This is a genomic window from Eubacteriaceae bacterium Marseille-Q4139 (assembly GCA_018223415.1).
Classification (GTDB): Bacteria; Bacillota; Clostridia; order Lachnospirales; family Lachnospiraceae; genus CABSIM01.
In genome coordinates, this window is the sequence record JAGTTQ010000001.1 from 2,233,970 (window position 1) to 2,260,341 (window position 26,372).

The window sequence follows — 26,372 nt, forward strand, 5'->3', positions numbered from 1 at the left end:
GGGCAATGCTGTGGAGACCAGCAAAAACTTTAAAATCTTTGAAAATTGCAACGCTTGACAAAGGGAAACATGATAAACAACAACAAAATGGACTGTCAACCTTACCGAAAACGCCGCCCGGCTGTAAAAAGGGCGGCGTTTTTGCGTGACAGGGAAAGGAGGAAGAAGTAACAGGGGCGGGGCCAAAATAAGGTTTTGGCCCCGTTCGCATTTGAAAAAGTAAGGAGGTCAAGCGAATGGCAGAAGAAAAGAAAACGGCCCCGGCCCCGGAGGAGCAGAAGCCGGAGCCTCCCGCGCCGGAAACGCCGGATGCCCCCACCCCGCCGGGGCTGGAGGTGCTGACCGTGGAGGAACAGCTCATTTTGGAACATGAAGGGCGGGCCGCCCTTTTTGAAATGGGCGAGGCGATCCCGGACGCCTCCGAATTTCCCGGCGTGATGATCCCGGAACAGCCCGCCCCGGAGCCGGAGGCCCAGGTGGTGCTCCCCGGCATGGAGGACCCCCCGGCCCCGGAGAACAAGGTGATCGACCTGTCGTCCATCCGGGCGGATGCTGGGCAGGAGCAGCAGGCGGGCCCGGTCAAGGAGGGCGGCCAGGAGTGGGAGCGGCCCCAGGAGGAGCCGGAGCAGAAACCCCGCCGTGGCCGCCGCCCCAAGAACAAGGAGGCCCCGGCCCAGGGGGAGAAGCCCAAGCGCAAGGGCCGCCCGCCCAAGGCGGAGAAGCAGGCCACCCCCGGCGGGGGCGGCGCTGGCAAGGCGGCCAAGACCGCCAAGCGGGACAAGGCCGCCGGGAAGTCCGGCCCGGCCCAGGAGGAGGCCCCGCCGCCGCCCGCCCCGGAACCGCCGACCCAACTCAAAGACGCCTCCCGCGCTGAAAAGGAGGAGATCGTCTACCTGGACCTCGACCAGCTCCACCCGTTCCAGAACCACCCGTTCGGTGTCCGGGATGATGTGGAGATGCAGGGCCTTGTGTCGTCCGTCAAGGCTGGCGGCGTCCATCAGCCCGCCCTGGTGCGTCCCCGTGAGGGCGGGGGCTATGAGATCGTAGCGGGTCACAGGCGGCAGCGGGCTTGCGAGCTGGCGGGCTACAAGAATATGCCCTGTATCGTCCGCGACATGACGGACGATCAGGCGATCCTTGCTATGACGGACGACAACCTGCGCCACCGTGAAACGATCCTGCCCAGTGAGAAGGCGGCGGCCTTGCAGCAGCAGTACGAGGCCATCAAGCACCAGGGGGCGCGGGGCGACGGCGCGGACATTGGCAAGCTGTCCCTGGACAAAGTGGGCGAGCGCAACGGCATGAGCGGCAAGACGGTCCAGCGGTACATTTATCTCAATGATCTTGTGCCGGAGCTGAAACAGCTCATGGACGGCGGCAAGATGTCGTTCACCCCCGCCGTGGAGATTTCCCGTATCAGGACCGAACATCAGAAGTATATCGCTGTCTCCATTGAGGGGCAGCAGTCGTCCCCCTCCAAGGCCCAGGCGAAGAAGCTGCGGGAGATGGACGAGAAGAACCAGCTCAACCCGGACGTGATCGACGCGGTGTTGAGCCAGGAGAAGAAAAAGGAGGATTTCGACGTGATCATCAGTTCTGCGGAGTTGGCCCAGTTTTTCGGCAAGGACAAGACGCCTCGTGAGATGAAGGACCAGATCATGGCCCTGCTGGGGGAGTGGAAGGACAAGCAGCCCCCGGAGCTGGGCAAGGGCGTGAAGAAAGTGGATCGGGAGAAGTGAGCGAACATCTGGACACCGTGTCCAGATGTTTTTCGTTCCCGGTCCCCGTAAAAGGGCTCTTGTGGAATATCCCCCGTCGCCGCGCCGCCCATAGCACAGCCGGGGCAGCCTGTCAAGGGCAAAGCCGCCGCTGTGCGGCGGTGCTCCGCACCCTTGACTGGCAGTCCCGGCTGTGCTACTCCCAAGGCGCGACGGGGGATATATCCTCCAGAGCCGCCCCCCTTTCCCCAAGAATGGGGAAAGGGGCGGGGGGAAAAGGGGCTGACCGTCCCCCTCCCAACCATTCCATACAACATTCCAACTGAACGGAGGTTTTCAATATGAAAATGCCCCTGGCGTATGTCACCGCCGCATGGAGCGGCGACCCCACGGAGGCGACGGAGCAGGCCGTCCGGTACTGCCGGGCGGTCTACGAGGCGGGCTTTTCGCCCATCTGCCCCACGCTGTACCTCCCCCTGATCCTGAACGACGCTGTGCCGGAGGAGCACAAGAGCAGCATCGACATGAGCCGGGACCTGCTGCGCCGCTCCCGCGTGCTGGTGGTCTGCGGCCACGCTGTCACCGAGGCGGTGAAGAACGACATCGCTGTGGCCCAGCGGTTGAAGATCACGGCCACCACCCTGGAGGGTATTCTGACGGTAAAGGGGCAGGGCCGCTGCTGACCCTGGGCAGCCTCTTTGACGGGATCGGCGTGTTCCCCCTGGCCGCCCGGCGTCAGGGGATCGTCCCCCTGTGGGCCAGCGAGATCGAAAAGGCCCCTATCTCCATCACGAAACGCCACTTCCCGGATATGGAGCACCTGGGGGACATCACCCAGCTCCACGGCGGGGAGGTCCCGCCCGTGGACATCATCACGTTCGGGTCCCCCTGCCAAAATCTATCCAGCGCGGGCCGCCGGGAGGGGCTGGGCGGGACAAAATCCAGCCTGTTTTTTCAGGCGGTACGCATGATCGAGGAAATGAGGGATGCCACTGGAGGTCAATTTCCAACAATCGTTATTTGGGAAAACGTCATGGGAGCTCTGCTATCAGGAGACAGGCTGGATTTTAGAGCCGTCCTGCAATCTCTCACAGACGCCGAAATTCCAATGCCTGCTTCTGGACGCTGGGCCAATGCCGGAATGGTGCGAGGCGGAGGGCGTGACGTGTGCTGGCGTCTGCTGGACGCCCAACACTGGGCAGACCCCCGGCTGGCCCGGCGTCAGCGGGTGTTCGTCGTGGCCGATCTTGGAGGCCGACGTGCCGGAGCGATCCTGTTTAAGCGCCGCCGCCTGTTCCCGCTACCTGCGCCTTGCGGAGACTTTGGGCTGTCCCCCGCCGGAGCGGATCGAATATCTGCTGATGAAGCAGGGGGGCCACTACCAGTCGTCCACCCCTTTCAAGGCTACCGTATGCGGGGGGCGGCCAAGGCGGGGACGTGGGGAACTTCCTGGGGAGCTTCGGAAAACCAACTGACCCTTTTCCCACCCTGATGGCCGGGGGGCTGACGGTGTTTGCCCTGTGGCGGGAGGGCCGGGAGGCGGAGGGGGTGATAACGTGGCTGACCCCCACCGAGGGAGAGCGGGCCATGGGCCTGCCTGACGGCTGGACGGCGTTCGGCTACGACGGGCGGCCCATCTCCGCCCGCGCCCGGCAAAAGGCCCTGGGAAACTCTATCGCCCTGCCCTGTGCGGAGTACATCATGGCGGGAGTAAAGGAGGAATTAGAGGGAGGGAAGAACGATAGCGATACTTGAAGCCTGTGTGACGAACCTGGGCAAATACAACGAGGGCCAGCTTGCCTATGCGCGGGTGACGTTCCCCACCGACACCGAAACCGTACAGGCGGCTTTGAAGAAAATCGGGATAGACGGTATTCGGTATGAGGAGGTTTTCATTTCCGATTACGACGGCGATATGCCCCAGCTCCACAAGCGCCTGGGCGAGTACGAGAACATCGACGAGCTGAATTATCTGGCCTGTGTGCTGTCGGAGCTGTCCCAGGACGAGCTGGCAAAGTTTGAGGCCGTCATGGACAGCGGCGAGTACACCGGCAGCGTGAAAGAGCTGATCAATCTTGCCCAAAATCTGGACAACTACGACTTCTATCCCGACATTGACAGCGAGGAGGCCCTGGGGCGAATGTATATCCAGGAGCTTGAAGCCGTCCAGGTGCCGGAGCACCTGATCGACTACATTGACTACGAGGCATACGGGCGGGACGTGCGGATCAACGAGGGCGGCCACTTCGCCCCTGGCGGCTATGTCATGTGCAATCAGGGTTCTTTTGTGGAGCATTACCACGGGATCGAGGACATACCCGCCGGGCAGCGGGTATTTTCTATGCCCAAACTGCCCATCCGGGAGCAGATGGCCGCCTACCGGGAAATGATGGACCGGGCTCCCCCGCCCGCCGAACGGCCCGCGCCCAGGGTGGGCCGGGAGGACAGGTAGGACTTCTGGACACGGTGTCCAGAAGCGGCCCGGCGGCAAATAGGAGGTGTTTTGTATTGTAGATGAAGATATTTCCCGGCGGACGATAGCCCTGTCCATCCAGACGGGGAAGCTGTCGGCGCGGACGCTGGCCTGGGCGTTGCGGGCGGCTGGGCGGAAGATCCAAAAGGAGGCCCACAAGACGCCCCACGGCAGGCAGACCGTCAAGCAGCTTATGAAGCAGGGTGAGGCGACCAACAGCCTCCCCGTGGAGGCCCCCAGGGAGTTTGACCGGGTGGCCCGGCGCTGGAATGTGGACTATGCCTTTTACAAGAACGGCGACGGAAAGTATCTGCTGTTCTTCAAATCCAAGCAGGCCGACGCCATCACCGCCTGTTTCGGGGAATACTCCCACCGTATCATGGACCGGCCCAGGGCGCGGCGCGTCCCCATCCTGGAGCGGATGAAGCGGGCCGGGGAGCTGCTACGGCAGCGGCCCCAAAAGGAACGGGCAAAGGAGGCGGAGCGTGAAGAAAGGTAGCTTGAAAAAGTACATTCTCCCTAATATGCCCTACCTGTTCATGGCCTGGGCCTGTTTGAAGCTGGGGACGGCCTACCGGCTGGCGGCTGGGGCCAACGCCGGCCAAAAGCTGGTGGGCATGATGGCGATGATCAACACGGCCTTTGCCTCCCCCGCCCCTGGGCTGGACCCGGTGGACTGGCTGGTGGGGATCGCGGGGGCGGCGGCCATCCGGCTGTTCGTCTACATCAAGGCCAAGAACGCGAAAAAATACCGCCGGGACGAGGAGTACGGATCGGCCCGCTGGGGCGGCCCGAAAGACATCGCCCCTTTCGTCGATCCCAAGTTTGAGAAAAATGTCATTCTCTCCGGGACGGAATTTCTCACCACCAACACCCGGCCCAAGAACCCGGCCAACGCCCGGAACCTCAACGCCTGTGTGATCGGCTCCTCCGGCAGCGGCAAGACCCGCTTCTGGCTCACCCCCCAGCTCCTCCAGGCTCACAGCTCCTATGTGGTAGTGGACCCCAAGGGCGGGGTGCTGTCCCAGGTGGGCTATTTTCTCCAGAAGAAAAAGGGGTACAAGATCAAGGTTTTTAACAGCATTGATTTTTCCCGCTCCATGCACTACAACCCCCTGGCCTATATCCATAACGAGGCGGATATTCTGAAATTCGTGAATACCCTGATCGCCAACACCAAGGGGGAGGGCAAAGAGGGGGACCCGTTCTGGACCAAATCGGAAACGCTTCTGTACTGCGCCCTGATCGCCTATATCATCTTCGAGGGGCCGGAGGAGGACCGGAACATGAACACGCTGGTGGATATGATCTCCGGTATGGAGGTCAAGGAGGACGACCCGGACTTTATGAACGCCATCGACTATATGTTCAAGGGCCTGGAGAAGCGCAAGCCGGATTGCTTCGCCGTGAAGCAGTACAAGAAGTACAAATTAGCCAGCGGCAAGACGGCGCGGAGCATACTTATTAGCTGCGGGGCGCGACTGGCCCCCTTTGACATCCCCCAGCTCCGGGAGATCATGTCCTACGACGAGATGGAGCTGGACCGCCTGGGGGACAGGCGGACGGCGGCTTTCTTCATCATCAGCGACACGGACACCACCTACAATTTCATTGTGGCGCTGGCGTTCTCCCAAATGTTCAACCTCCTGTGCGAGAGGGCGGACAACGTGCATGGGGGCCGCCTGCCCCACCACGTCCGGGTGCTGTGGGACGAGGCCGCCAACACCGGGCAGGTGCCCAACCTGGAGAAGCTGGTGGCGGTGATCCGCTCCCGCGAGGTTAGTTTGACCCTGTTCTATCAGGCCCAGTCCCAATGCAAGGCCATTTACAAGGACAACGCCGAAACGATCATGGGCAATATGGACAGCGTGGTATTCCTGGGCGGGCGCGAGCACTCCACCGTCAAGGAGATTTCCGAGGCGTGGCTGGGCAAGCAGACCATCTCCATGCAGACGGACAGCCGGTCCCGCGGGCAGTCCGAGAGTTACAGCCAGAATACCCAACGCCTGGGCCGGGAGCTTATGACGATGGACGAGCTCACCACCATGCCCGGCGACAAGTGCATTATCCAGCTCCGGGGGCTGCGGCCCTTTTTCTCCCCCAAGTACGACTTGAAGCAGCACCCCAACTACCGCTATACGGCGGAGGCGGACAAGAAAAATTCCTTTGACCTGTCCCGCCTGATAAACCGCCGCATGGAGAAGCTGGACCCTGACGAGCAATATACCGTATACGAGGCGGACGTGCCGGACGAGGCGAACATAGGCGAGGACGAGGACATTCTCAACTATGACGACCTGGACGACCCGGACGCTTTTGTATAGCTTTTGGCAAAGGGGTCCCCGCAAAGTCGAAAGACTTTGTGGGGGAGGAGGCGCAACGAAGCGAACGCAGTTTTCGCCGCAAGGCGGAAACGGAGTTGAGCGGAGTTTGTGCCGACGAGTCCAGAGGCAGACGCGCCGCCTGACAAGGGCGGCTTTTTCATGGCCGGGGCTTCGTCCCCGGAGAAAATGGAGGTTTTTATGCAGTTTTTCACTTCCGCCGTCACTACCTTGCAGACCCTCGTTGTGGCCCTGGGCGCCGGCCTGGGCGTGTGGGGCGTCGTCAATCTCCTGGAGGGCTACGGCTCCGACAACCCCGGCTCCAAGAGCCAGGGAATGAAGCAGCTCATGGCCGGCGGCGGCATCATCCTGCTGGGCACCACCCTGATCCCCCTGCTGTCCGGGCTGTTTAGCTGATAAGGACAGCGGCGCATGGGATTTCTCACCGACTGGATCACGAACTGGCTGAAGGAGCTGCTGATCGGCGGGATCATGGACAACCTGTCGGGGCTCTTTGATACAGTAAACGCCCGTGTCGGGGAGATCGCGGTACAAGTGGGGACGACCCCGGCGGCATGGAACGCCGGGGTTTTCTCCCTGATCCGGCAGCTTTCCGAAACGGTGATACTGCCCATAGCCGGACTGATCCTGACCTTTGTTGCAACCTACGAGCTCATTCAACTGCTGGTGGAGCGGAATAATCTTCACGACCTGGACTACTGGATTTTCTTCAAATGGATATTCAAAACGGCCTGCACCATCCTCATTCTGTCCAACACGTTCAACATTGTTATGGCGGTGTTTGACGTGGCCCAGCGGGTGGTGGCGCAGTCGGCGGGGCTGATCCAGGGCTCCACGGACGTTTCCCCGTCTATGCTGGCGGACCTGGAGGCCACGCTGGAGGGGATGGACCTGGGGCCCCTGGTAGGGCTGTGGCTCCAGTCCTTTGTGGTGCAGCTCACCATGACCGCGCTGAATATCGTGATTTTCGTGATCGTCTATGGCAGGATGATAGAAATATATATGCTCACCAGTTTAGCGCCTCTCCCAGTGGCAACCCTGGCAAACCGGGAGCTGGGCGGGGCCGGGCAGAACTATCTCCGCTCCCTGTTCGCCGTGGGCTTCCAGGGGATGCTGATATTGGTATGCGTGGCGATCTACGCAGTACTCATTCAGAGTATCGCCGTGGGGGGCGACCCCATAGGGGCGATATGGGGCACCATCGGCTATACGGTGCTGCTGTGTTACTGCCTGTTCAAAACGGGGAGCATCGCCCGGAGCGTCCTGGGGGCGCATTAGGCCCCGAACCTCTGGACACCGTGACCATAAGCGGAGAGGAGGGATTTTATCGGGAAATACGCTGTGATCTACGCCGACCCGCCCTGGCGGTATGCCCAAAAGAATTTGCAGGGTGCGGCGGAGAAGCACTATCCCACCATGACCATCAATGACCTGTGCGCACTCCCGGTGGCGGAGCTGGCCGCCCCGGACTGTGCGCTGTTCCTGTGGGCCACGTTCCCCCAGCTCCCGGAGGCCCTGCGGCTGATCAAGGCGTGGGGCTTCGCCTATAAGAGCGTGGCCTTTGTCTGGCTGAAAAAGAACCGCCGGGCGGATAGCTGGTTTTACGGCCTGGGCTTTTGGACCAGGGCCAACGCGGAGGTGTGCCTGCTGGCGACGCGGGGCCATCCCCGGCGGCAGGCTGCCAACGTCCACCAATTCATTATTTCTCCCATTGAGGCCCACAGCAAAAAGCCGGACGAGGCCAGGGAGAAAATTGTGGCCCTCATGGGTGACGTTCCCCGCGTGGAGCTGTTCGCCCGGCAGACTGCCCCCGGCTGGGACGTTTGGGGGAACGAGGTGGAATGTACCCCCGGCCTCTGGACACCGTGTCCAGAGCTGGTAACAAGAAAAGAGGTGTAATTTTTGCCCTATGTGAATGTACCCAACGACCTGTCCAGGGTCAAAACCAAGCTGGCGTTCAACCTCACCAAGCGGCAGCTTATCTGTTTCGGCGGCGGCGGGCTGGTGGGCGTCCCCGTCTATCTGCTGACCCGTGGGGCCGTCGGCGGCACCGGGGCCATGTTCCTCATGCTGGGGATCATGCTCCCGGCGTTCCTCATGGCGATGTACGAAAAGGACGGCCTGCCCTTTGAGAAAGTGGTGCGCAATATCATCCGCGCCCGCTTTCTCCGCCCCGGCCCCAGGCCCTACCGAACGCAGAATATCTATGCTCCGTTCGCCGGAAAGGAGGAACCAGTGAAACTGGTGACGGAAATACTGGGAGGCCCGCAGGCCGAGACAGTAAAGGAGGTGTCCGCTTCTGAACCCAAGAGCCAAAAGCGCCGGAAGCGCAAGGGCCGGTAAACGCTCCCTCTCCGCACAGCAGACCATCCCCTATGTGGAGATGCTGAAAGACGGCATTTGCCGGGTGCGGGAGGGCTTCTACACCAAAACCATCGCCTACGAGGATATTAACTACTCCGTGGCCTCCAGCGAGGACCAGTCCGCCATCTTTGACGGCTGGTGCGGCTTCCTCAACTACTTTGACAGCGCCCTCCCGTTCCAGCTCTCCTTTATCAACCACCGCTCCAGGGGCGGCAGCCGGTACAAGGTCAATATCCCCATGGCCCACGACGACTTTGACAGCATCCGGGGCGAGTATGTGGATATGCTGAAACGGCAGATTGCCAGGAGCAACAACGGAATCGTCCGCTCCAAGTACATCACGTTCGGCGTCCCCGCCGACGGCCTGGAGACAGCCCGCCCCCGGCTGGAGCGGGTGTCCAGCGACATTATGGGCAACTTCAAGAAGCTGGGGGCCCATTCCCGTGTGCTCAACGGGCGGGAGCGGCTGGAGGTGCTTCACGGCCAGATGCACCCCGGAGGCCGGGAGCCGTTTCGCTTCTCCTGGCCGGACATTGTGAAAACCGGCATGGGGACCAAGGACTTCATCGCCCCGGACAGCTTCGACTTCTCCGCCTCCCGGACATTCCGGGTGGGCCAGTCCTGGGGCGCGGCCTCCTACTTACAGATCATGGCCTCCGAGCTGTCCGACAAGCTGCTGTTGGAGCTGCTGGAGCTGGACGCGGAAATGACCGTCACCCTCCACGTTCAGACGGTGGACCAGCTCAAGGCCATCAAAATGACCAAGGGCAAAATCTCCGACATTGACAAGATGAAAGTGGAGGAGCAGAAAAAGGCAGTCAGGGCAGGGTACGACATGGAAATTTTGCCCCCGGACCTCATTACCTACTCCAAGGACGCGGCGGCGCTCCTGGCGGACCTCCAGTCCCGGAACGAGCGAATGTTCCTCCTGACGTTCACTGTGGTGAACATCGCTCCCACCCGGCAAAAGCTGGAGAACGACGTGTTCACCATCTCCGGCATCGCGCAGAAGTACAACTGCGCCTTGAAGCGGCTGGACTGGCAGCAGGAGCAGGGCTTTACCTCCTCCCTGGTGCTGGGGGACAACGCCATCGAGATACAACGGGGCATGACCACCAGCTCCACGGCGATTTTCATTCCCTTTATGACAAAGGAGCTGCGCATGGACGGGGCGGCGCTGTACTACGGCATGAACGCCCTTTCCAACAACGTCATTATGGCGGACCGCAAGCGGCTTAAAAACCCCAACGGCCTGTTCCTGGGCACCCCCGGCAGCGGCAAGAGCTTTGCCGCCAAGCGGGAGATCGTCAACGTGTTCCTCTCCCTCCCGGACGACGACATCATCATAGCGGACCCGGAGGGGGAGTATTACCCCCTGGTGAACCGGCTGGGCGGTCAGGTGGTGCGGCTGTCCCCGTCGGCCACGGCGGGCACGTTCATCAACCCCATGGACATCAACCCCAACTACGCCGACGACGAGGACCCCCTGTCCCTCAAAAGCGATTTTATCCTCTCCCTGTGCGAGCTGATCGTGGGCGGGCGGAGCGGGCTGGCCCCCGTGGAAAAGACGGTGATCGACCGTTGTGTGCGGACCATCTACCGGCCCTATCTGGCGGACCCGGCCCCGGAGCGTATGCCCATCCTCCAGGACCTCTACGACGAGCTGCTGAAACAGTCCGAACCGGAGGCCCGGCGGGTGGCGTCCGCCCTGGAGCTGTACTGCACCGGCTCCCTCAACCTCTTTAACCACCGCACTAATGTCGAGGTCAATTCCCGGCTGCTGTGCTTCGACATCAAGGCCCTGGGAAAGATGCTGAAAAAGATCGGGCTGCTGATCCTCACCGACCAGATATGGGGCCGGGTGACGGAGAACCGGGACCGGCGGCGGGCGACCTGGGTGTACCAGGACGAATTTCACGTCCTGCTGGCGGAACCCCAGACGGCGGCGTACAGCGTCGAGATTTTCCGCCGCTTCCGCAAGTGGGGGGCCATCCCCAGCGGGATCACCCAGAATGTGAAAAGCCTGTTGGAGAGCAGCGAGATCGAGTCCATTTTTGGTAACTGCGATTTCCTCTATATGCTGTCCCAGGCCGCCGGGGATCAAAAGGTGCTGGCAAGCCACCTGGGGATCAGCCCGCACCAGCTCTCCTATGTCACGCACTCCGGCTCCGGCGAGGGGCTGCTTTTTTATGGGGATACCACCATTCCCTTTGTGGATCACTTCCCCCAGGACACCGAGCTCTATACCCTGCTGACGACCAAGCCGGAGGACAAGGCCAATGGGCAGGAGTAAGGCCCGGCCCACTTCTGGACACCGTGTCCATAAGTCCAAGCTCCACCAGGAGAGCGAACGGGCCCGGCCCTCCGAACGGCTGCGGCAGGAGGGGAAGAAGCGGAGCGCCCAGGGGCAGACGCGGGCGGAGAAAAGCGCGGTCAAGGCGGAAAAGGCCAAGCTGCGTATGGGCGCGGCCCAGGAGAAGCTGGCGGCCCAGGCCCCGGTCAAGCCCCCCGGCCCTGTGAAGCGCGGGGCCGGGGCCCTGGGCTGGGGCGTCCATGGCTTCGTCCATGGCAAGCTCTACGAGGTGGAGCATGAGAACGTGGGCACCGAGGGGGCCCACCACTCCGAGCTGGTGGGCGAGGCCGTGGGGCGGAAAACGGCGCGGACGGTGCGGCAGGCCATCCGGGATCACCCGGCCAAGGCCGCCGCCCGCGCCGAGGCCCGGTACGTCAAGGCCACGGCGGAGCACCGCTTTCAGGTGGAGCTGGAGAAGCACCCGGACCTGGGCAAGAACGCCCTGGCCCGCTTCGCACAGAAGCAGCGCCAAAAGCGGCAGTACGCGAAACAGGCGCGGGAGGCCGCCAAGCAGGGGGCCAAGGCCGCCGAAAAGACCGCCGCCTCTGCGGAGAAGCTGGCAGAGAAAGTGGCGGGCTTCGTCAAGAGGCACCCCGGCGGGGTGGTGATCGCCCTGTGCTGCGTCCTCCTCCTGTTCACGATCCAGTCCTGCGCCTCCTCCTTGGTGACGCTGGGCAACGGGATCATCGGCGGGATCGGGGCCAGCACCTACCCCGCCCAGGACGGGGATATGCTGGGGGCCGAGGCCGCCTACTGCGCGTTGGAGGCGGAGCTGCAACACTACCTGGACACCTACACCAGCACCCACGACTACGACGAATACCACTTAGACCTGGACGCCATCGAGCATGACCCCTATGTGCTGATCTCCATGCTCTCCGCGTTCCATGAGGGGGAATGGACGCTGGCGGAGGTACAGGGGACGCTCCAGACCATTTTTGACCGGCAGTATATCCTCTCGGAAAATGTGCGGGTGGAGGTACGCTACCGGAGGGAAACGCGGACGGGGCCCGACGGCCCCTATACCGTCCTGGTCCCCTACAACTACTACATCTGCACCGTGACGCTGAAAAATGAAGTCCTGTCCCACCTGCCCGTCTACATGATGGGCGAGGAGCAGCTATCCCGGTATTCCCTCTATCTGTCGGCGCTGGGCAACCGGCCCGACCTGTTCCCCGGTTCCGCCTATGTGGACAAGTACATCACCAACCCGCCCCAGCCCTACGACGTGCCGGAGGCGTATCTGACGGCTGATCCCACCTTTGCCGCTATGCTCACCGAGGCGGAGAAGTACCTGGGCTACCCCTACGTTTGGGGCGGACACAGCCCGGCAACGTCCTTTGACTGTTCCGGCTACCTGTCCTATGTGCTGAACCAATGCGGCTGGAATGTGGGCCGCCTAGGGGCCCAGGGGCTTTACAACTACTGTACCCCCGTCAGCTCCCCACGGCCCGGCGACCTTGTGTTTTTCCGCTACACCTACGACGCGCCTGACCCGGACAGCGTGACCCACTGTGGGCTTTATGTGGGGGACGGGATGATGCTCCACTGTGGGGACCCCATTCAGTACACCAGCTTGAATACAAGCTACTGGCAGTCCCATTTTTACGCCTGGGGGCGTTTACCATGAACAAGGAGGTTTTCAATGGCGATCAGCAAAAGCGCGAAAATTATGGCCGAGATGGAGAAAGTCAAGGCCAAGATCAACGAGCAGCAGGCCCGGCTGAAAGAGCTGGAACAGAAGCACCGGGAAGCCGAGAATGAGGAGATCGTGGACATCGTGCGGGGCATGAGCGTGTCCCTGGACGAGCTGCCCGCCCTCCTGCGGCAGCTCCGGGACGGCCCCGCTTCTGGACACGGTGTCCAGAAGTCCGGGGGAAAGGAGAGTGCGGAATGAAGAAAAAATCCCGTATGCTGGCGGCCATGCTCTGCGCCGTCCTGATGGTGGGTGTGCTCACCGCCCCCGCCTACGCGGGCGGCGGCGACGAGGGCGAGGGCAGCGAGTACGTCCCCTGGGTGGGGCTGGAGCCTGTGGACCCCCTGCCCGTGGAGCAGCCCCCGGACCCCAAGCCGTTCACCCCGGACGGGACGGGGACGGTGTTGGACAACGCCACGGACGAGGACGGCAAGGAGTTTTTCACCATCACCACGGCGGACGAGGCGGTTTTCTATCTGGTGATAGACCGGCAGCGTGAGGCGGAGAACGTCTATTTTCTGAACGCCGTCACCGTGGCCGACCTGATGGCCCTGGCCGAGCCGGGCCCGGAGCCGGAGGCCCCGCCCCCTGTGACGGAGCCGGAGCCTGAACCCACTCCCACCCCGGAGCCGGAGCCCCAAAAGTCCGGCGGAGCCGGGATGCTCCTGGCGGCCCTGGCGGTGCTGGCCCTGGGCGGCGGGGCCGGGTGGTACTTCAAAATCTACCGTCCCAAGCAGCAAAAGGCGGCGGAGCCGGAGGAGGACTATTCCAGCTATGACGAGCCCGACGACTACGACGACGCGCCCCCCTGGGACGTGGACGAGGAGAACGAGGGAGGGGACGAGTGAATTTCACTGACAGCCCCTATGAGCCCTTTATGAAGCAGCCCACCTACCACCGGCCCCCGGAGCCCACCCCGCCCCCCAAGGGGTCCATCTGCGAGGGGTGCCCCTACTGGCGGGGCCTGCGGTGCGTGACCTGTTTCCGGGCCTACCTGCGGAGCCGGGCCGGGCCCGGAGAGGGGAGGTGACGGCATGGACCAGCGGGAGCTCACCCGCGAGGAGCGGGCGGCAATCCGGGCCCTGGTGGTGAAGTGGTGCGCCAATTATGATTGGGAGTATGGATGCTTGCTTGGCCTGGGGCCCACGCGCAAACTATGTTTGCGTGGGGGGAGGAGGAGCAACGGAGTGAGCGAGCTTTCGCCGCAGGCGGAAGCGAGGGATACGGAGTTTGTGACGACGAGCGAGTGTTATATGCTGGGGAAAACCTGGACGGGCCCCCTGTGCCGGTACTTCCGGGCGGCTGTCCTGCCCCTGGACCCGGCGCTGGAGGCCGCCCTGACCGCCCCGGCCCCGGTGGAGACACGGGCCTGCCCCCTCTGCGGGCGGCCCGCGCTCCTGGGCGGGCGGCGGCGCTACTGTTCCCCCGCCTGCGCCCAGGCAGCCCATAGGAAACAGCAGCGGGATCACATGAGGAAAAAGAGGGGTTGACCTGTTGACAATTAGGCCCCCAAAAGTCCCGTGTTTTCAGGGCTTTCCAGACGCCGGACGGGGGCGGGCCGTATCATTTCACGTCCCGCCCCTGTTTCGGCCCCATACTGTCAACATTTTGGAGGAGATCAACATGGACAAAAATCAAGGTTACTCGATCTTAAAGGTCGTCATGCTGGAGAATGGCCGGGGCTTTGCCCTGGGCCAGTGTTCCAGGGAGCCGTCCCCCTTTGTCACCTGGGCCTGCTATGACGACGAACACGGCAGGCGGCAATACGAGTGGGGGCACTACGGAAGTGACCGGGAGGCGCTGACGCGGGACCTGTCGGAGCGGGTGGAGGACTATCAGCGGCAGTTTTCCGTCAAGGTGGCGTGGGTCGAGGAGCCCGGTCTTTACAAGTATTACTTCACCCAGCGGCCCGTGGACATCGGCACGTTCCCCAAGCCGCCCCATAACGCCCCGGACGAGATCATCAACTACGACCAGCGCGTTCCCGTAGAGGGCGGCGCGTTCCTGGCCTGGGGGCACCTGACCTACACGCGGCCCCTGTCTGAACAGGATATGACGAACTATGAGCTGCGGCCCTCCAAGGACAACCCGGCTGTGGGGAGGCGTATGGAGCGGAAGCGGGCCGCCGAACAGGAGGAGAAAAAGCCCTCCATTTCCCAGCAGATGAAAGAGGCGGGGCGGCAGGCCCAGGAGCGGCAGACCCCGGCCACCCCCAAAAAGGACGCCCCGGATCGGGGCGAGCGGTAGGCATGGCGGGAAAAAAGCGCCGCCGAAATATACCGCTCTACGTTTGGTTGAGCCCGGAGGAGCTGCAAGCGATCAAGGACCGCATGGAGCAGACGGGTATTCACAACATGAGCGCCTATGTTCGGAAAATGGCCCTCAACGGCTATGTGCTCCAGGTGGACCTCTCCCCGGTGCGGGAGCTGGTGTCCCTCCAGCGGCGGTGCGCCAATAATCTCAATCAGGCCGCGCTCCATGTGAACACCTACGGCGGCCTCTATCCCAACGAGCTCCAGGCGCTCCAAAAGGACTACGCCGACCTGTGGGGCCCTCTCTCCGAGCTGTTGGAGAAGCTGGCCCAGGTGGTGGCCCTGTGACCCGTGGGAGCGGCCCAGGCCGCTCCCCGGCTGTCCCCGCTTCTGGACACCGTGTCCAGAAGTGGGGAGAACCGATTTTGAAAGGGGGGGGGCTGTTCCTGGCAACGACCCGTCTTATATCTCACCATATCAGCGGGGGCAAGTCGATCCTGGCCTCTATGTCGGACCGCTTCGACTACGGCCAGAACCCGGAAAAGACTTTGGACGGGGCGCTGATCCGCTCCTATGAGTGCGACCCCCTCACCGCTGACAGCGAGTTTCTTTTGAGCAAGGCCCGGTACAAATCCATCACGGGCCGGGAGCAAAAGCGGGACGCCGATGTGCTGTGCTATCAGATCCGTCAATCGTTCCCCCCTGGGGAGCTGGACCCGGAGGAGGCGCTGAACATCGGCTATGAGCTGGCGATGCGCTGGACCAAGGGGAAACACGCTTTCTTCGTGGTGTCCCACGCGGATCGGCCCCACCCCCACGTCCATATCTACTACAACTCCACCACCCTGGACTGTACCCGGAAATACCGGGATTTTTTAGGTTCCGCCCGCGCCCTGCGGCGGCTGTCTGACCGGATATGCCTGGAGCACGACCTGTCCGTTATCAAAAACCCCAAGCTCCACAGCAAAGGGAAGTTCCAGCATTACGGCCAATGGCTGGGCGCGGCCCGGCCCCCCTCCTACAAGGAGCAGCTACGGGGGATCATCGACGGGGCCCTGGCGGATCGGCCCGCCGACTTTGCCGGGTTCCTCCAGCGGATGGAGGCAGCGGGGGTCCAGGTGAAGCGGGGCCGGGGCGGGGTGATCTCGTTCCGGCTTCCCGGCCAGGACCGGGCCACCCGGTTCCGGGCCTCCTCCCTGGGGATCGGCTACGGGCCGGAGGATGTGGAGGCGGTGATCGACGGGCGGGCCCCCGTTCGCAAACCCGCCCAGGGGCGGCCCCGCCCGGCAGCTCCCCAGCGTGTCAATCTGATCATCGACATCCAGCAGCGCATGGCCCAGGGCAAGGGCCCAGGCTATGAGCGGTGGGCGAAAATCTATAATCTGAAACAGATGGCCGCCGCGCTCCAATTCCTCCAGGAGAACGGGCTGACCGACTATGACGCCCTGGCGGAGCGGACGGCGGCGGCGGTGGATCGGGCCCACGCCTTGGCCGGGGAGCTGCGGGAAGTGGAGGAGCGGCTGGCCTCCACCACAAAATTGATGGGGGCCGTGGTGGACTACGCCAAGACCCGGCCCGTGTTCGACGGCTACAAGGCCGCCCGGTACAGCAAGAAGTATCTGGCGGAGCATGAGGAGGCGCTGGCCTCCTACCGGGCGGCAAAGGCGGCGATCAACGACATTCTGGACGGGGCAAAGCTCCCCAGGATGGAGGCGCTGAAAAAGGAGCGCCGGGAGCTGGCGGAGCGGAAGAAAAAGTTGTACGCTCAATACCGGGCGGCACAACAGGAAATGCGGGAGGCGGTGGCGGTCAAGGCCAACGTCGATCATCTCCTCGGCCTGTCTGACGGGCGGGAGAATAAGGCCCAGGAGCGGTAGCGACGGGGCCGCAGACAGGGGGACTTCTGGACACGGTGTCCAGAAGTCCCCGGCGGGTTTGGGGGCACCCCAACAAGCATTTTTGCGGAGCAAAAATCGCAAGTGTATTGACACTTGCCCTGCTTGCCAAGAGTGCGTTCCCTCATAATAGTAGAAATAAGCATTGACCGTTTCGGTTATTTGTGCTATACTGTTCGTTGATGACCGAAACGGTTATTTAGAAAGGGGTGCTACCATGGAAAAATTTCTTGCTCTATCAAACGAAAAGCAGGATACCATACGCAACGCGGCTCTGGCCTGTTTTGCAAAACATGGATATGAAAAAGCGTCGATCAATGATATTGCGGTAGCGGCAGGTATCTCAAAGGCGTCTATATTCCAGTATTTTGGAAATAAGCAGACACTTTACCAGTATTTATTTGATTACTGTGCTGCCCAAATGAAGCAAGCCTATAACACGAGTGCATTGGAGGAAACTACGGATTTCTTTGACCGTGTATGGGAAGCCAGCGTTATGAAAGTGGAAAACTTAAAAAAGCACCCGCATATTGCATCGTTTATTGCAAGTGTGGCAGCGGAACCAACGCCTGAATTGAAAAGTGCCATATTTTCAGAAGCAAATGAAAAATATATCGCATCGCTTGTTCTGCATGAGCAGGATTATAAAAAATTCAGACACCCGGAGGATGCAGAATTAGTGTTTCAGATGCTTATGATGCTTGCAAAGGGTATGTCCGTTCAGTTGGAAAGTGGAGTGGATTATGACAGCATGATGAAAGAGTTTCGAGAAATCCTAAATATGTTGAAACACAACTTTTACAAGGAGGAATATCTGCCATGAGTGAACCTGTGATCGTCCTAAACAAGCTCACCAAATGTTATGGAAAGCACCGGGGGATTGAGGAAATCAGCTTTACGGTCGAGCGTGGTGAGATATTCGGCTTTATCGGCCCCAACGGGGCGGGAAAATCTACTACCATCCGCACCCTGATGGGGCTGTTGAAGCCCACCGGCGGAACCGCTTCTGTCTTTGGACTGGACTGTGGGCGGCAGGCGTCTGAGATTGCAAAGGATGTAGGGTATCTGCCCAGCGAAAACTGTTACTACAACAGCATGAAAGTCCAAGAAATGCTTCTCTATACGGCGGAACTCTACGGAGTAGCCGGTCATAACCGGATGGAAGCATTGGCGGAACGGCTGAATTTGGATTTGTCCAGGAGAATCGGCGATCTGTCTTTAGGCAATAAAAAGAAAGTCGGCATCGTTTCGGCTCTGCTGCCCTCTCCCAAATTACTTATCATGGACGAGCCTACCAGCGGCCTTGACCCGCTGATCCAGCAGACCTTTTATGACCTGTTAAAAGAAGAAAATGAGCGCGGTACGACGATTTTCCTGTCCTCCCATGTTCTAAGTGAGGTACAGAGGCTTTGTGACCGTGTAGCCATTCTGCGGGAGGGGAAGCTGGTTGGCGTTCAATCCATGAAAGAACTGCGGGAAAACGGATACAAGAAAATCTCGCTGACAGCAAAAAGCGCCATTCCAGAGGATTTCTTTTCTGTTCCCGGTACGGCTAATTTAGAGTGGGACAAGAGCAAGACTTCTGTATCCTTTATGTTCAGCGGAACAGTTATGATGATTATGAACCAGCTTCATCGGCTGGAGCTGGAGGACATTTTAATTGAGGAACCGTCATTGGAAGAAATATTCCTCCACTACTACGAATAGGAGGCCCGTCATGCAGATTTTTCGATTTGAATGGAAACGGTCACAAAAATATATTCTGATTTGGGCCACTGCTCTTGCGGTATGTATTTTTTTCATGACGCCGGTTTACTATGGCATGGTGGAAACAGCGGGGACGCTGCCAGCAGGATTTGCACAGGGAGGCTTTTTTGAAACTGTTGGCATTTCCCTTGAGCTTCTTACAAAGCCTATGGGAATGTATTCCTTTCTTACGGGATTTTTCATGATTGCTGGCGGCATTTTCGGGATGCACCTGGGTCTGTCCTTACATACCAAAGAGTGTACAGAAAACACAGCGGAATATTTATATACGAAACCTTGCGGGCGGCAAGTGATCTACAAAGGAAAACTATTGTGCGCCCTTGCCGGGGTATGTGTAACAGGAATTTTTTATGTGATGGCGTCCTTTTTCACGATGACGCTGTTTCGCCCCGGATTTCCCACAGGAGAATTTTTGTTGGTGGCTGGCTCCTTTGTCCTGCTTACTCTCTTTTTTGCACTGATGGGGACAATGGCGGGAGTATTCCGGCCCAATAACCGCTCTCCGCTTCTGACATCTGGACTGGTCGTGTTTATGGAATACTGCATTACCTCTTTTTCGAGAACTGTCGGTATTCGGGCCATTGGCTTTTTATCGCCGTTTTCCTTTTTCAGCCCGGCGGAGATCCACAGCTCCGGGTCTTATTCATGGGATTATGTGATCTGGTATCTGCTTCTGCTGTTTGGGTTTGCGCTGCTGGCATACTGGAAAATCTTGAAGCGGGATATTGCGTTGGCTGTGTAAAGGAGGAAACGAATGAAGGCGTTAGTGAAAAACGAGCTGCGCTTAACAAGAAAACTGCTGCTGATCTGGATGGGGATCGTCTTGATTTTGTGTGGCTTCGCTTACTTTGAGTATTTGTCACTAAAGGACAGCCTCAATGAGCTGACAGGGCTAATATCGAATTTTCCGAAAATTCTGAAAGCTATGTTTGGTGTGAGCGGTGATTTGACCTCTGCTTTGGGCTGGTATGGCTGTATGTATTATTGGGTCACGATGCTAACCAACAGCTATGCGGTCTATCTCGGTGTTTCGTGTGTAGCGAAAGAACAGGCGCAGGGAACGGCAGAATATCTATTTACAAAACCAGTGAGCCGCAACAAGGTTGTCTGTGCCAAAGAAGTTGCCTGTGTATGTAATTTGCTTGTACTTGCGGTATTCAGCGGGTTATGTAATTATTTTACTGCCATTTTGCCGCTGGGCGGTTTAGAGCAAGGAGAAGCTGTTTTCACCACCACATTGGGCCTACTTTTGACAGGGGTGACTTTGTTTGCAATCACGCTTTTGGCCTCCAGCCTGACGAGGACCTATAAAGGGGCTGTTCGGATAGGCGCGGGAATATTATTGCTCTTTTATGGCATCAGCATCACCGCTGAATATCTTGAAGCTCCAATGCTGTACTGCTTAACGCCATTAAAATTCTTCGATGTTTACACAGTGGCAATAAGTGGAATACAGTTTTCGTTCTTCCTATTGGCTATGATAATTGCGATTGGTTCTGTTATCACAGCTCAAAGAGTTTGGACGCTCAGGGAAATTTGAAATGAACGATATGGATAGCTTCGAGTGGCTGCTATGTCCTGTCTGTAACAGTAAAACTCGTATCAAGCTGCGGTTAGATACTGAGCTGAAAAACTTTCCTTTGTTTTGTCCTAAATGCAAACAAGAAACTTTAATCAGCGTAGAAAAATTTAAGATTTTAGTTGTCACAGAGCCAGACGCACAGACGCAGAGCCGATAACACGCAGATTGAAAATGCGGTTATCGGCTTTTTCTTTGGAAGGTACGGCAACCGTTAGGAGGTAACGCTGTGCTTTTCTTTTTTATCTATCCATCTGACTTGTCAAAAAAAGCCCTACTCCTATAAAGAGTAGCCCTACTCAAAACTGCGAAAATTGTAATATTCAGTCGCCCCGACACGTCCGTGTAGCCTTGCGCTATGCGGACGTTTTTCTATCCGGGCGGCACATCTGGACACGGTGTCCAGATGTTCGGAGCCCCGGCTGCCGCTCTCCGCCTGATCCTCCATTTCGATCTGTCCCTTTCCGCCCCGTATCGAAATGGAGGTTACTTATGACGACCATCAAATTGAATAACTACTACCCCTACCTGACCGAGTGTATCACCTTGGAAGTGTCGGAGGAGATCGCCGTGACCCTCTCCATCGGGGGCCGCCAGTGTGACAGCTACAAGCGGCGCAAGCGGGAGCATGACGAGTGCTCCCTGGACGGGACCCCCGGCTTCGAGGCCGACGTGACCCGGCCCCCGCTGACCCCGGAGGAGATCATGGAGCAGACCGAGGAGCGGGACAACCTCTACACCGCTCTCGACCAGCTTCCGCCTGTCCAGGCCCGCCGGGTCTATGCTCATTACATCTTGGGCAAAAGCAAGAGCGATATTGCCAGAGCTGAAAATGTGTCGGAGAACGCTGTCCGGGACAGTATCAGCCGGGGCATGGAAATGATGAAAAATATTCTGAAAAAATTTCGCTGACCGCCTGCGATTTTGGCCCTAAACCTGCCTGATAGGTGAGGAGGGACAAGCCCCTCCCGCCGACAACTGAATACACAGTATTTCAGGCACAAAACCCGCGTGATTAGCGACGAAAGGCGCGCCGCCAGGATGGGAGCTCCGAGGAGGTGAACAGGGAGCGGACCGAGCGATCAGCGCGAACCTTTGACCCGGCTGTGGCAGGCCGGGCGCGAGGACAGCGCGGGGGATTATGAAACTTGCTCACGCCCTCCCATGGACTTGCGGGGGAGCTCTGCGGTATGCGCCAGCCCTCTCCACGGGGGCAGCGGTATTACGGAGCTATGACAGCCGGAGCCACCGGCGGCCTGGAATATTCCCGGCGCTGGGGGTGCGTGGCGAATACAGCGTACAACAAAACCAAGGAGCCGCCCGCCTGGGGCTTGCCTGTCTTGTGACAGCCCAAACTTTCCCAGGCGCGGCGGCCCCGTCCGTGGATCGAAATGGAATACCCTGCTGGCTTCTGGACACCCTGTCCAGATGTGGAGCAAGGTTGAAAGGCAGCACTTCCGAGTGCTGCCTTTCTGCGTTTCCCCACCAGCCAGCGGGAAACTTGTACGCATAGGAACCCCGTTTTACATAGGAGGGCAGATCATGGCACAGACGAGGACCAGCTACCATAAGGAAGTGAAAACGGCCTCTTTCCAGGGCCGGACGATTACCGTTGAGAACCTGACCCCCATTCTTGCCCCCAAGGTGCGGGACAAGCGCAAGCGGGAGATCGAGGCGGGGCTTTACACTGTGTTCCGCAAGTACGCGCCGGGCCGGGCGGAGCTGCGCTGACCGGGTGACATCCTTGTGATTTGGGGCTGTCTTTGGTATAATATACTTGTAAAGGTTGACAGCTCCATTCCGATACGGAAAGGAGCCGACAATGGAAAATCGCATCGACGCTATCTACGCGAGACAGTCTGTGGACCGCAAGGACAGTATCAGCATTGAAAGTCAGATCGAGTTCTGCAAGTACGAGCTGCGGGGAGGGAATTACAAGGACTACAAGGACAAGGGCTTTTCCGGCAAGAACACGGACCGCCCCCGTTTCCAGGAGCTTATGGCCGACATCAAGCGGGGCCTGATCCGCCGGGTGGTGGTCTACAAGCTGGACCGTATCAGCCGTTCTATCCTGGACTTCGCAACCATGATGGAGCTGTTTCAGCAGTACAATGTGGAGTTTGTTTCTTCTACGGAAAAGTTCGATACCTCCACGCCCATGGGCCGGGCCATGCTGAATATCTGCATCGTGTTCGCCCAGTTGGAGCGCGAGACGATCCAGAAGCGGGTGACGGACGCCTACTACTCCCGGTGTCAAAGGGGCTTCCACATGAGCGGCGCGGCCCCCTACGGCTTCAAGCTGGAGCCCACCACCATCCAGGGCATACGCACGAAAATGATGATCCCGGACCCCGACACGGCGAATATCGCCCGGCTGATGTTCGAGATGTACGCCGAGCCGTCCACGTCGTTCGGGGACATCGCCCGGTATTTCGCCCAGGAGGGCATACTGGTGTATGACAAGGAGCTGCGCCGGGGCTTCATTTCTCAAATGCTCCGCAACCCCATTTACGCCCAGGCGGACCTGGAGCTGTACGAGTTCTTCAAGGGACAGGGGGCTGTGGTGGTGAACGAGGCGGCGGACTTCGCCGGGACCAACGGCTGCTATCTCTACCAGGGCCGGGACGTGCAGGAACGAAAAAACAAGGACTTGAAAAATCAAATCCTTGTGCTGGCCCCCAGCGAGGGCATTGTTCCCGCCGATACCTGGCTGCGGTGCCGGAAAAAGCTGATGGCGAATATCACGTTCCAGGGTGGACGCAAGCCGAAAAATACCTGGCTGGCCGGAAAGATGAAATGCGGCCACTGTGGGCGGGCGCTGAAAAGCCTGGGCAACCGGGCGGGGACCCAGTACCTCTATTGTACCAAGCGGGCAGACAACATGAGCTGCGAGGGCTGCGGGACGCTTCGGACGGCGGAGTTTGAGCAGTTTGTCTATGAGGCTATGGTGCAAAAGCTGTCCGAGTTCCAAACCCTGACCGCCAAGGCCGAGACAGTCAACCCCAAGCTGACCGCCTTAAACGTGGAGCTGGCCCAGGTGGAGGACGAGATCGAGAAGCTGTTGAACACCCTGACGGGGGCCAGCGCGGTTCTGATGTCCTACGCCAACGGGAAGATCGAGGAGCTGGACACCCGCCGCCAAGGGCTGATCAAGGAGATCGCCGCGCTGAACGCTGAAAGCGTTTCCCCGCAAAAGATCGAGTTCCTGTCCGCCCACCTGGGCAACTGGGAGAACATCGACTTTGAGGATCGGCGGCAGGTAGCCGACATCATTCTCTCCCAGGTTCACGCCACGGCTGACCGTGTGTCGTTTGAGTGGAAAATCTGATTTCTTACCCCCAGCGCCTTATTCAATGGTGTGTTTACCATTGTCAAGCGATGTTTATATCTACGTTTATATGGTGGCGCCTATCATCGGTCTTCTCAACGGACGTAAAGGAGAGTACGATCCCAACGACAGCTCAAAGGATACTGCGGGTATGCTTGCGGAAATTCAAATTAAAAATGGATCCAAGCTGAGGTATATCTACCGTCTGATTATTCTGAGCGACGACAGCCTCGGAATGACCGATGAAGAGAAAATCAACATGGCGTTCCGCGAAGACGATAATGCGGAAGCAGTGAAAAAAGGAATGGATCTCTATATGGCATATTTTCTGGGCGGCTTGGAAGTTTTATACGAGACTTTTGTCCAGGAGTGCGTCACGGAAGAAGACTATATCACTAAAATGTTTGATTTTATCAGTGATTTTAAAGAAGAACAGGAGATTGATTCGCTTAGTGTAGATATTGAGACTTTACTGAGGGAGCGGATTTAAAGGAACTGGCAGAATAATCTGGCGGTTTAAAGAAATCAGTTGCTTCAGAATAGGAACTTTAACAAAAGAATGGCCTGTTGGATGCCGAATTTCCTTTAAGGTTTGGAAGGAAGACGGCAGATAGGAGAAGAATTATGAAGGCAAATGCGAAATCGTTAAGATTCCTGGGGGAGGGAAAAAAACTGGAGGTGCCTTTTTTCCAGAGACACTATGTCTGGAATGAAGAGAACTGGGATGAACTGCTTCAAAGCTTTGAAAATGATGAGGTACTTCCGTTTTTGGGTTCTATCATATTGAAGGAAGAATCAGCAAAAGCTTCCACGATTATAGATGGACAGCAGCGGCTGACAACAATCACGATTCTGGCAAAGGCAATTTACGACTGTTTATCGGAAGAAAGCAAGAAGTCCGGCAGTGGAATAAGGCGTGAGATCGAAGGCTATCTATATTATCGTGACAATGCGGCAGATGACTTTGAGGATTCTTACGTTAAAATTGCGCATTCAAGACTGGACTGTGAGGATTATAATCGTGTGATCCGTGCCGGTGTGTTTGATGGTAGCCCGAACATCGACCTGGCGACAATCAATGATACATCCGGAAATATACTGAAGTGTTACAAGCACTACTGCTCCCAAATTAAGACCTGGGGCGATCATAAATTGAAGGATCTGTTTAACTCTCTCTTCAACGATGACAGAAAAGTGATTGTCTTAATTGAACTGGAACATGGAGACGTCAATGAGCAGACAATTTTTGATACCATCAACCGCGCAGGAGTACGGCTCAGTACGGCCGATATCATTAAAAATAATTTGTTCAAACGCCTTCTGGAAGCCAGTGGTTCCGATGAGGAAAGAAAGCAAAAAGTGGTGGATGTATATCGGGAATCCTGGGATAAGATTTTTTATAAGACACAGAAAGAAATGGATCTGTGGGATGAAGAACGTGTCTTTGGCAATGTAAAGCACAGCAATCTGGAATTCCTGTTATATTGTGTGGCCTGCATTAAATGGGGCGAAGACGGAGATATGTTCGCCAAACTCGAAGCCGTTTTTGATCGTGCGACGGCTGTCATGGGGTATAATGAACTGGCCTCCTTGGTGGAAGAAATCCGCGAATATGCCTTGATATTTAAGAAGTATGTTCTGGATTTTGGATACGATTTAAATGATGAGAATAAATCAGAATATTTTAAATACAGTGAAGGAGTGCGCCGCCTGCTTTTGTTCTCCAGAAGTTCGGGGTACAAATGTTTTATCCGTATGTTTTAAAACGTTTGAAAGAAGTAAGACAGAATGAGAATGATGAAACGCTTCTTCATGATTTTCAGGTTTTAGAGTCTTTTATCGTCAGGAGAAAAATTTCTCATAAGGGTACGCATGATTATACATCCAAGTGCTACTCAATCATAAAAAATGGCATTTCTCAGCTAATTAAAGACGAACTGGCAAATCAAGATTCAGAAGTCTCAGACCGGGCGGTAAAAGAGCATTTATCAGAAACAAAAGATGAGGCGGCTAAGATGATCTTATTTTGGATCGAATTGTATCGCAGAAAGGATGAATGTATCGACGTCAGAGCGTTGGAATACATATATACGCTGGAGCACATTATGCCTAAAAAGTGGCAGGAGCATTGGAGCGATGTTCCTATCATGCAAGGCCATACGGAGCTAAAAGCTGACTCGGAAGAGGGAAAAGCGTTCAGGGATAGAATTATACAGTCTATTGGGAATAAGACACTTCTGACGGCGAGGCTGAACGCTGTTATTAGAAATGGAAATTTTCAAAAGAAAGTGGAAGGTGCTGGACAGGCGAAACCAGGATATCGTTCTCATACAATGCTTTTGATAACGAGAGAGCTTGTAGAACATTATGAGCAAAAACCTGTATGGAATGAAGAATACATACTTAAGCGAGAGAAAGAACTGTATGATGACTTCCTAAAAATATGGCCGTCTTTTGCAGAAGAAATTTCTGATGGATCGAACAACAATGATTCTCATCTGTGGGATGACATTTTAGACGGTATTTCTGAGGAGGCGCTTGCAGACCCGGTGAAATTGATTCGGAGTTTTCCGGATTAGATCTCAATAAAGACGTATGGTAGGAG

27 protein-coding genes and 2 pseudogenes are annotated in these 26,372 nt (G+C 57.9%); all 29 read left to right on the top strand.

Annotated elements, in window-relative coordinates; translation table 11 throughout:
* The first annotated feature begins 236 nt into the window (after positions 1-236).
* Entirely contained in the window at positions 237-1,739 is a 1,503-nt protein-coding gene (locus tag KE531_10575; GenBank protein ID MBR9954047.1) for a ParB/RepB/Spo0J family partition protein, read from the top strand.
* Between the two features lie 352 nt (positions 1,740-2,091).
* Positions 2,092-3,473, top strand: a pseudogene (locus KE531_10580) (DNA cytosine methyltransferase).
* Positions 3,460-4,170, top strand: a complete 711-nt coding sequence (locus KE531_10585) for an antirestriction protein ArdA (protein MBR9954048.1) — start codon at positions 3,460-3,462, stop codon at positions 4,168-4,170. Before KE531_10580 ends, KE531_10585 begins: the two are co-directional and overlap by 14 nt.
* A 97-nt stretch (positions 4,171-4,267) precedes the next feature.
* Positions 4,268-4,690, top strand: a complete 423-nt coding sequence (locus tag KE531_10590) for a PcfB family protein (GenBank protein MBR9954049.1) — start codon at positions 4,268-4,270, stop codon at positions 4,688-4,690.
* On the top strand, positions 4,677-6,515 hold the full coding sequence (locus tag KE531_10595) for a type IV secretory system conjugative DNA transfer family protein (protein ID MBR9954050.1): 1,839 nt from the start codon (positions 4,677-4,679) through the stop codon (positions 6,513-6,515). Before KE531_10590 ends, KE531_10595 begins: the two co-directional genes overlap by 14 nt.
* Positions 6,516-6,713: 198 nt before the next feature.
* Complete coding sequence (locus KE531_10600; protein ID MBR9954051.1) at positions 6,714-6,929, top strand: Maff2 family protein; 216 nt, start codon at positions 6,714-6,716, stop codon at positions 6,927-6,929.
* A gap of 15 nt (positions 6,930-6,944) precedes the next feature.
* Positions 6,945-7,811, top strand: coding sequence for a hypothetical protein (locus KE531_10605; GenBank protein MBR9954052.1), 867 nt, complete (start codon positions 6,945-6,947; stop codon positions 7,809-7,811).
* A gap of 48 nt (positions 7,812-7,859) precedes the next feature.
* On the top strand, positions 7,860-8,432 hold the full coding sequence (locus tag KE531_10610) for a DNA methyltransferase (GenBank protein ID MBR9954053.1): 573 nt from the start codon (positions 7,860-7,862) through the stop codon (positions 8,430-8,432).
* A gap of 3 nt (positions 8,433-8,435) precedes the next feature.
* Entirely contained in the window at positions 8,436-8,876 is a 441-nt protein-coding gene (locus KE531_10615) for a PrgI family protein (GenBank protein ID MBR9954054.1), read from the top strand.
* Between the two features lie 40 nt (positions 8,877-8,916).
* Positions 8,917-11,190: a conjugal transfer protein TraE gene (locus KE531_10620; GenBank protein ID MBR9954055.1), complete on the top strand. Its 2,274-nt coding sequence runs from the start codon at positions 8,917-8,919 to the stop codon at positions 11,188-11,190.
* Positions 11,177-12,880, top strand: coding sequence for a C40 family peptidase (locus KE531_10625; protein ID MBR9954056.1), 1,704 nt, complete (start codon positions 11,177-11,179; stop codon positions 12,878-12,880). Before KE531_10620 ends, KE531_10625 begins: the two co-directional genes overlap by 14 nt.
* Positions 12,881-12,895: 15 nt before the next feature.
* Positions 12,896-13,147: a DUF4315 family protein gene (locus KE531_10630; GenBank protein ID MBR9954057.1), complete on the top strand. Its 252-nt coding sequence runs from the start codon at positions 12,896-12,898 to the stop codon at positions 13,145-13,147.
* Entirely contained in the window at positions 13,144-13,794 is a 651-nt protein-coding gene (locus KE531_10635) for a DUF4366 domain-containing protein (GenBank protein ID MBR9954058.1), read from the top strand. The genes KE531_10630 and KE531_10635 overlap by 4 nt, the downstream gene beginning before the upstream one ends.
* Before the next feature lie 186 nt (positions 13,795-13,980).
* Positions 13,981-14,076, top strand: a pseudogene (locus KE531_10640) (cysteine-rich VLP protein).
* A 123-nt stretch (positions 14,077-14,199) separates the two neighbouring features.
* Positions 14,200-14,436, top strand: a complete 237-nt coding sequence (locus tag KE531_10645) for a hypothetical protein (protein ID MBR9954059.1) — start codon at positions 14,200-14,202, stop codon at positions 14,434-14,436.
* A 133-nt stretch (positions 14,437-14,569) separates the two neighbouring features.
* Positions 14,570-15,193: a hypothetical protein gene (locus KE531_10650; GenBank protein ID MBR9954060.1), complete on the top strand. Its 624-nt coding sequence runs from the start codon at positions 14,570-14,572 to the stop codon at positions 15,191-15,193.
* Positions 15,194-15,195: 2 nt separating this feature from the next.
* On the top strand, positions 15,196-15,546 hold the full coding sequence (locus tag KE531_10655) for a plasmid mobilization relaxosome protein MobC (GenBank protein MBR9954061.1): 351 nt from the start codon (positions 15,196-15,198) through the stop codon (positions 15,544-15,546).
* 98 nt (positions 15,547-15,644) lie between these two features.
* Entirely contained in the window at positions 15,645-17,075 is a 1,431-nt protein-coding gene (locus KE531_10660; protein MBR9954062.1) for a relaxase/mobilization nuclease domain-containing protein, read from the top strand.
* A 235-nt stretch (positions 17,076-17,310) separates the two neighbouring features.
* Positions 17,311-17,916 carry a TetR/AcrR family transcriptional regulator gene (locus KE531_10665; GenBank protein ID MBR9954063.1) on the top strand — a complete coding sequence of 202 codons (606 nt, stop codon included), beginning with the start codon at positions 17,311-17,313 and terminating at the stop codon, positions 17,914-17,916.
* Positions 17,913-18,800 (top strand): ABC transporter ATP-binding protein, encoded by an 888-nt coding sequence (locus KE531_10670; protein ID MBR9954064.1) that lies wholly within the window; start codon positions 17,913-17,915, stop codon positions 18,798-18,800. The genes KE531_10665 and KE531_10670 overlap by 4 nt, the downstream gene beginning before the upstream one ends.
* A 10-nt stretch (positions 18,801-18,810) precedes the next feature.
* The gene (locus KE531_10675; GenBank protein ID MBR9954065.1) at positions 18,811-19,602 is read left to right on the top strand and encodes an ABC transporter permease subunit; all 792 of its coding nucleotides are present in this window, start codon (positions 18,811-18,813) and stop codon (positions 19,600-19,602) included.
* Between the two features lie 12 nt (positions 19,603-19,614).
* Complete coding sequence (locus tag KE531_10680; protein MBR9954066.1) at positions 19,615-20,400, top strand: ABC transporter permease subunit; 786 nt, start codon at positions 19,615-19,617, stop codon at positions 20,398-20,400.
* 10 nt (positions 20,401-20,410) lie between these two features.
* On the top strand, positions 20,411-20,599 hold the full coding sequence (locus KE531_10685; GenBank protein ID MBR9954067.1) for a cysteine-rich KTR domain-containing protein: 189 nt from the start codon (positions 20,411-20,413) through the stop codon (positions 20,597-20,599).
* Positions 20,600-20,931: 332 nt separating this feature from the next.
* The gene (locus KE531_10690) at positions 20,932-21,351 is read left to right on the top strand and encodes a sigma-70 family RNA polymerase sigma factor (protein ID MBR9954068.1); all 420 of its coding nucleotides are present in this window, start codon (positions 20,932-20,934) and stop codon (positions 21,349-21,351) included.
* 630 nt (positions 21,352-21,981) lie between these two features.
* Entirely contained in the window at positions 21,982-22,170 is a 189-nt protein-coding gene (locus KE531_10695; protein ID MBR9954069.1) for a hypothetical protein, read from the top strand.
* A gap of 91 nt (positions 22,171-22,261) precedes the next feature.
* Positions 22,262-23,767 carry a recombinase family protein gene (locus KE531_10700; GenBank protein ID MBR9954070.1) on the top strand — a complete coding sequence of 502 codons (1,506 nt, stop codon included), beginning with the start codon at positions 22,262-22,264 and terminating at the stop codon, positions 23,765-23,767.
* A gap of 40 nt (positions 23,768-23,807) precedes the next feature.
* The gene (locus KE531_10705) at positions 23,808-24,257 is read left to right on the top strand and encodes a hypothetical protein (GenBank protein MBR9954071.1); all 450 of its coding nucleotides are present in this window, start codon (positions 23,808-23,810) and stop codon (positions 24,255-24,257) included.
* 134 nt (positions 24,258-24,391) lie between these two features.
* A complete protein-coding gene (locus KE531_10710) occupies positions 24,392-25,531 on the top strand; it encodes a DUF262 domain-containing protein (GenBank protein ID MBR9954072.1) in 1,140 nt (379 codons plus the stop codon).
* Entirely contained in the window at positions 25,510-26,346 is an 837-nt protein-coding gene (locus KE531_10715) for an HNH endonuclease (protein ID MBR9954073.1), read from the top strand. Before KE531_10710 ends, KE531_10715 begins: the two co-directional genes overlap by 22 nt.
* Positions 26,347-26,372: the final 26 nt, after the last annotated feature.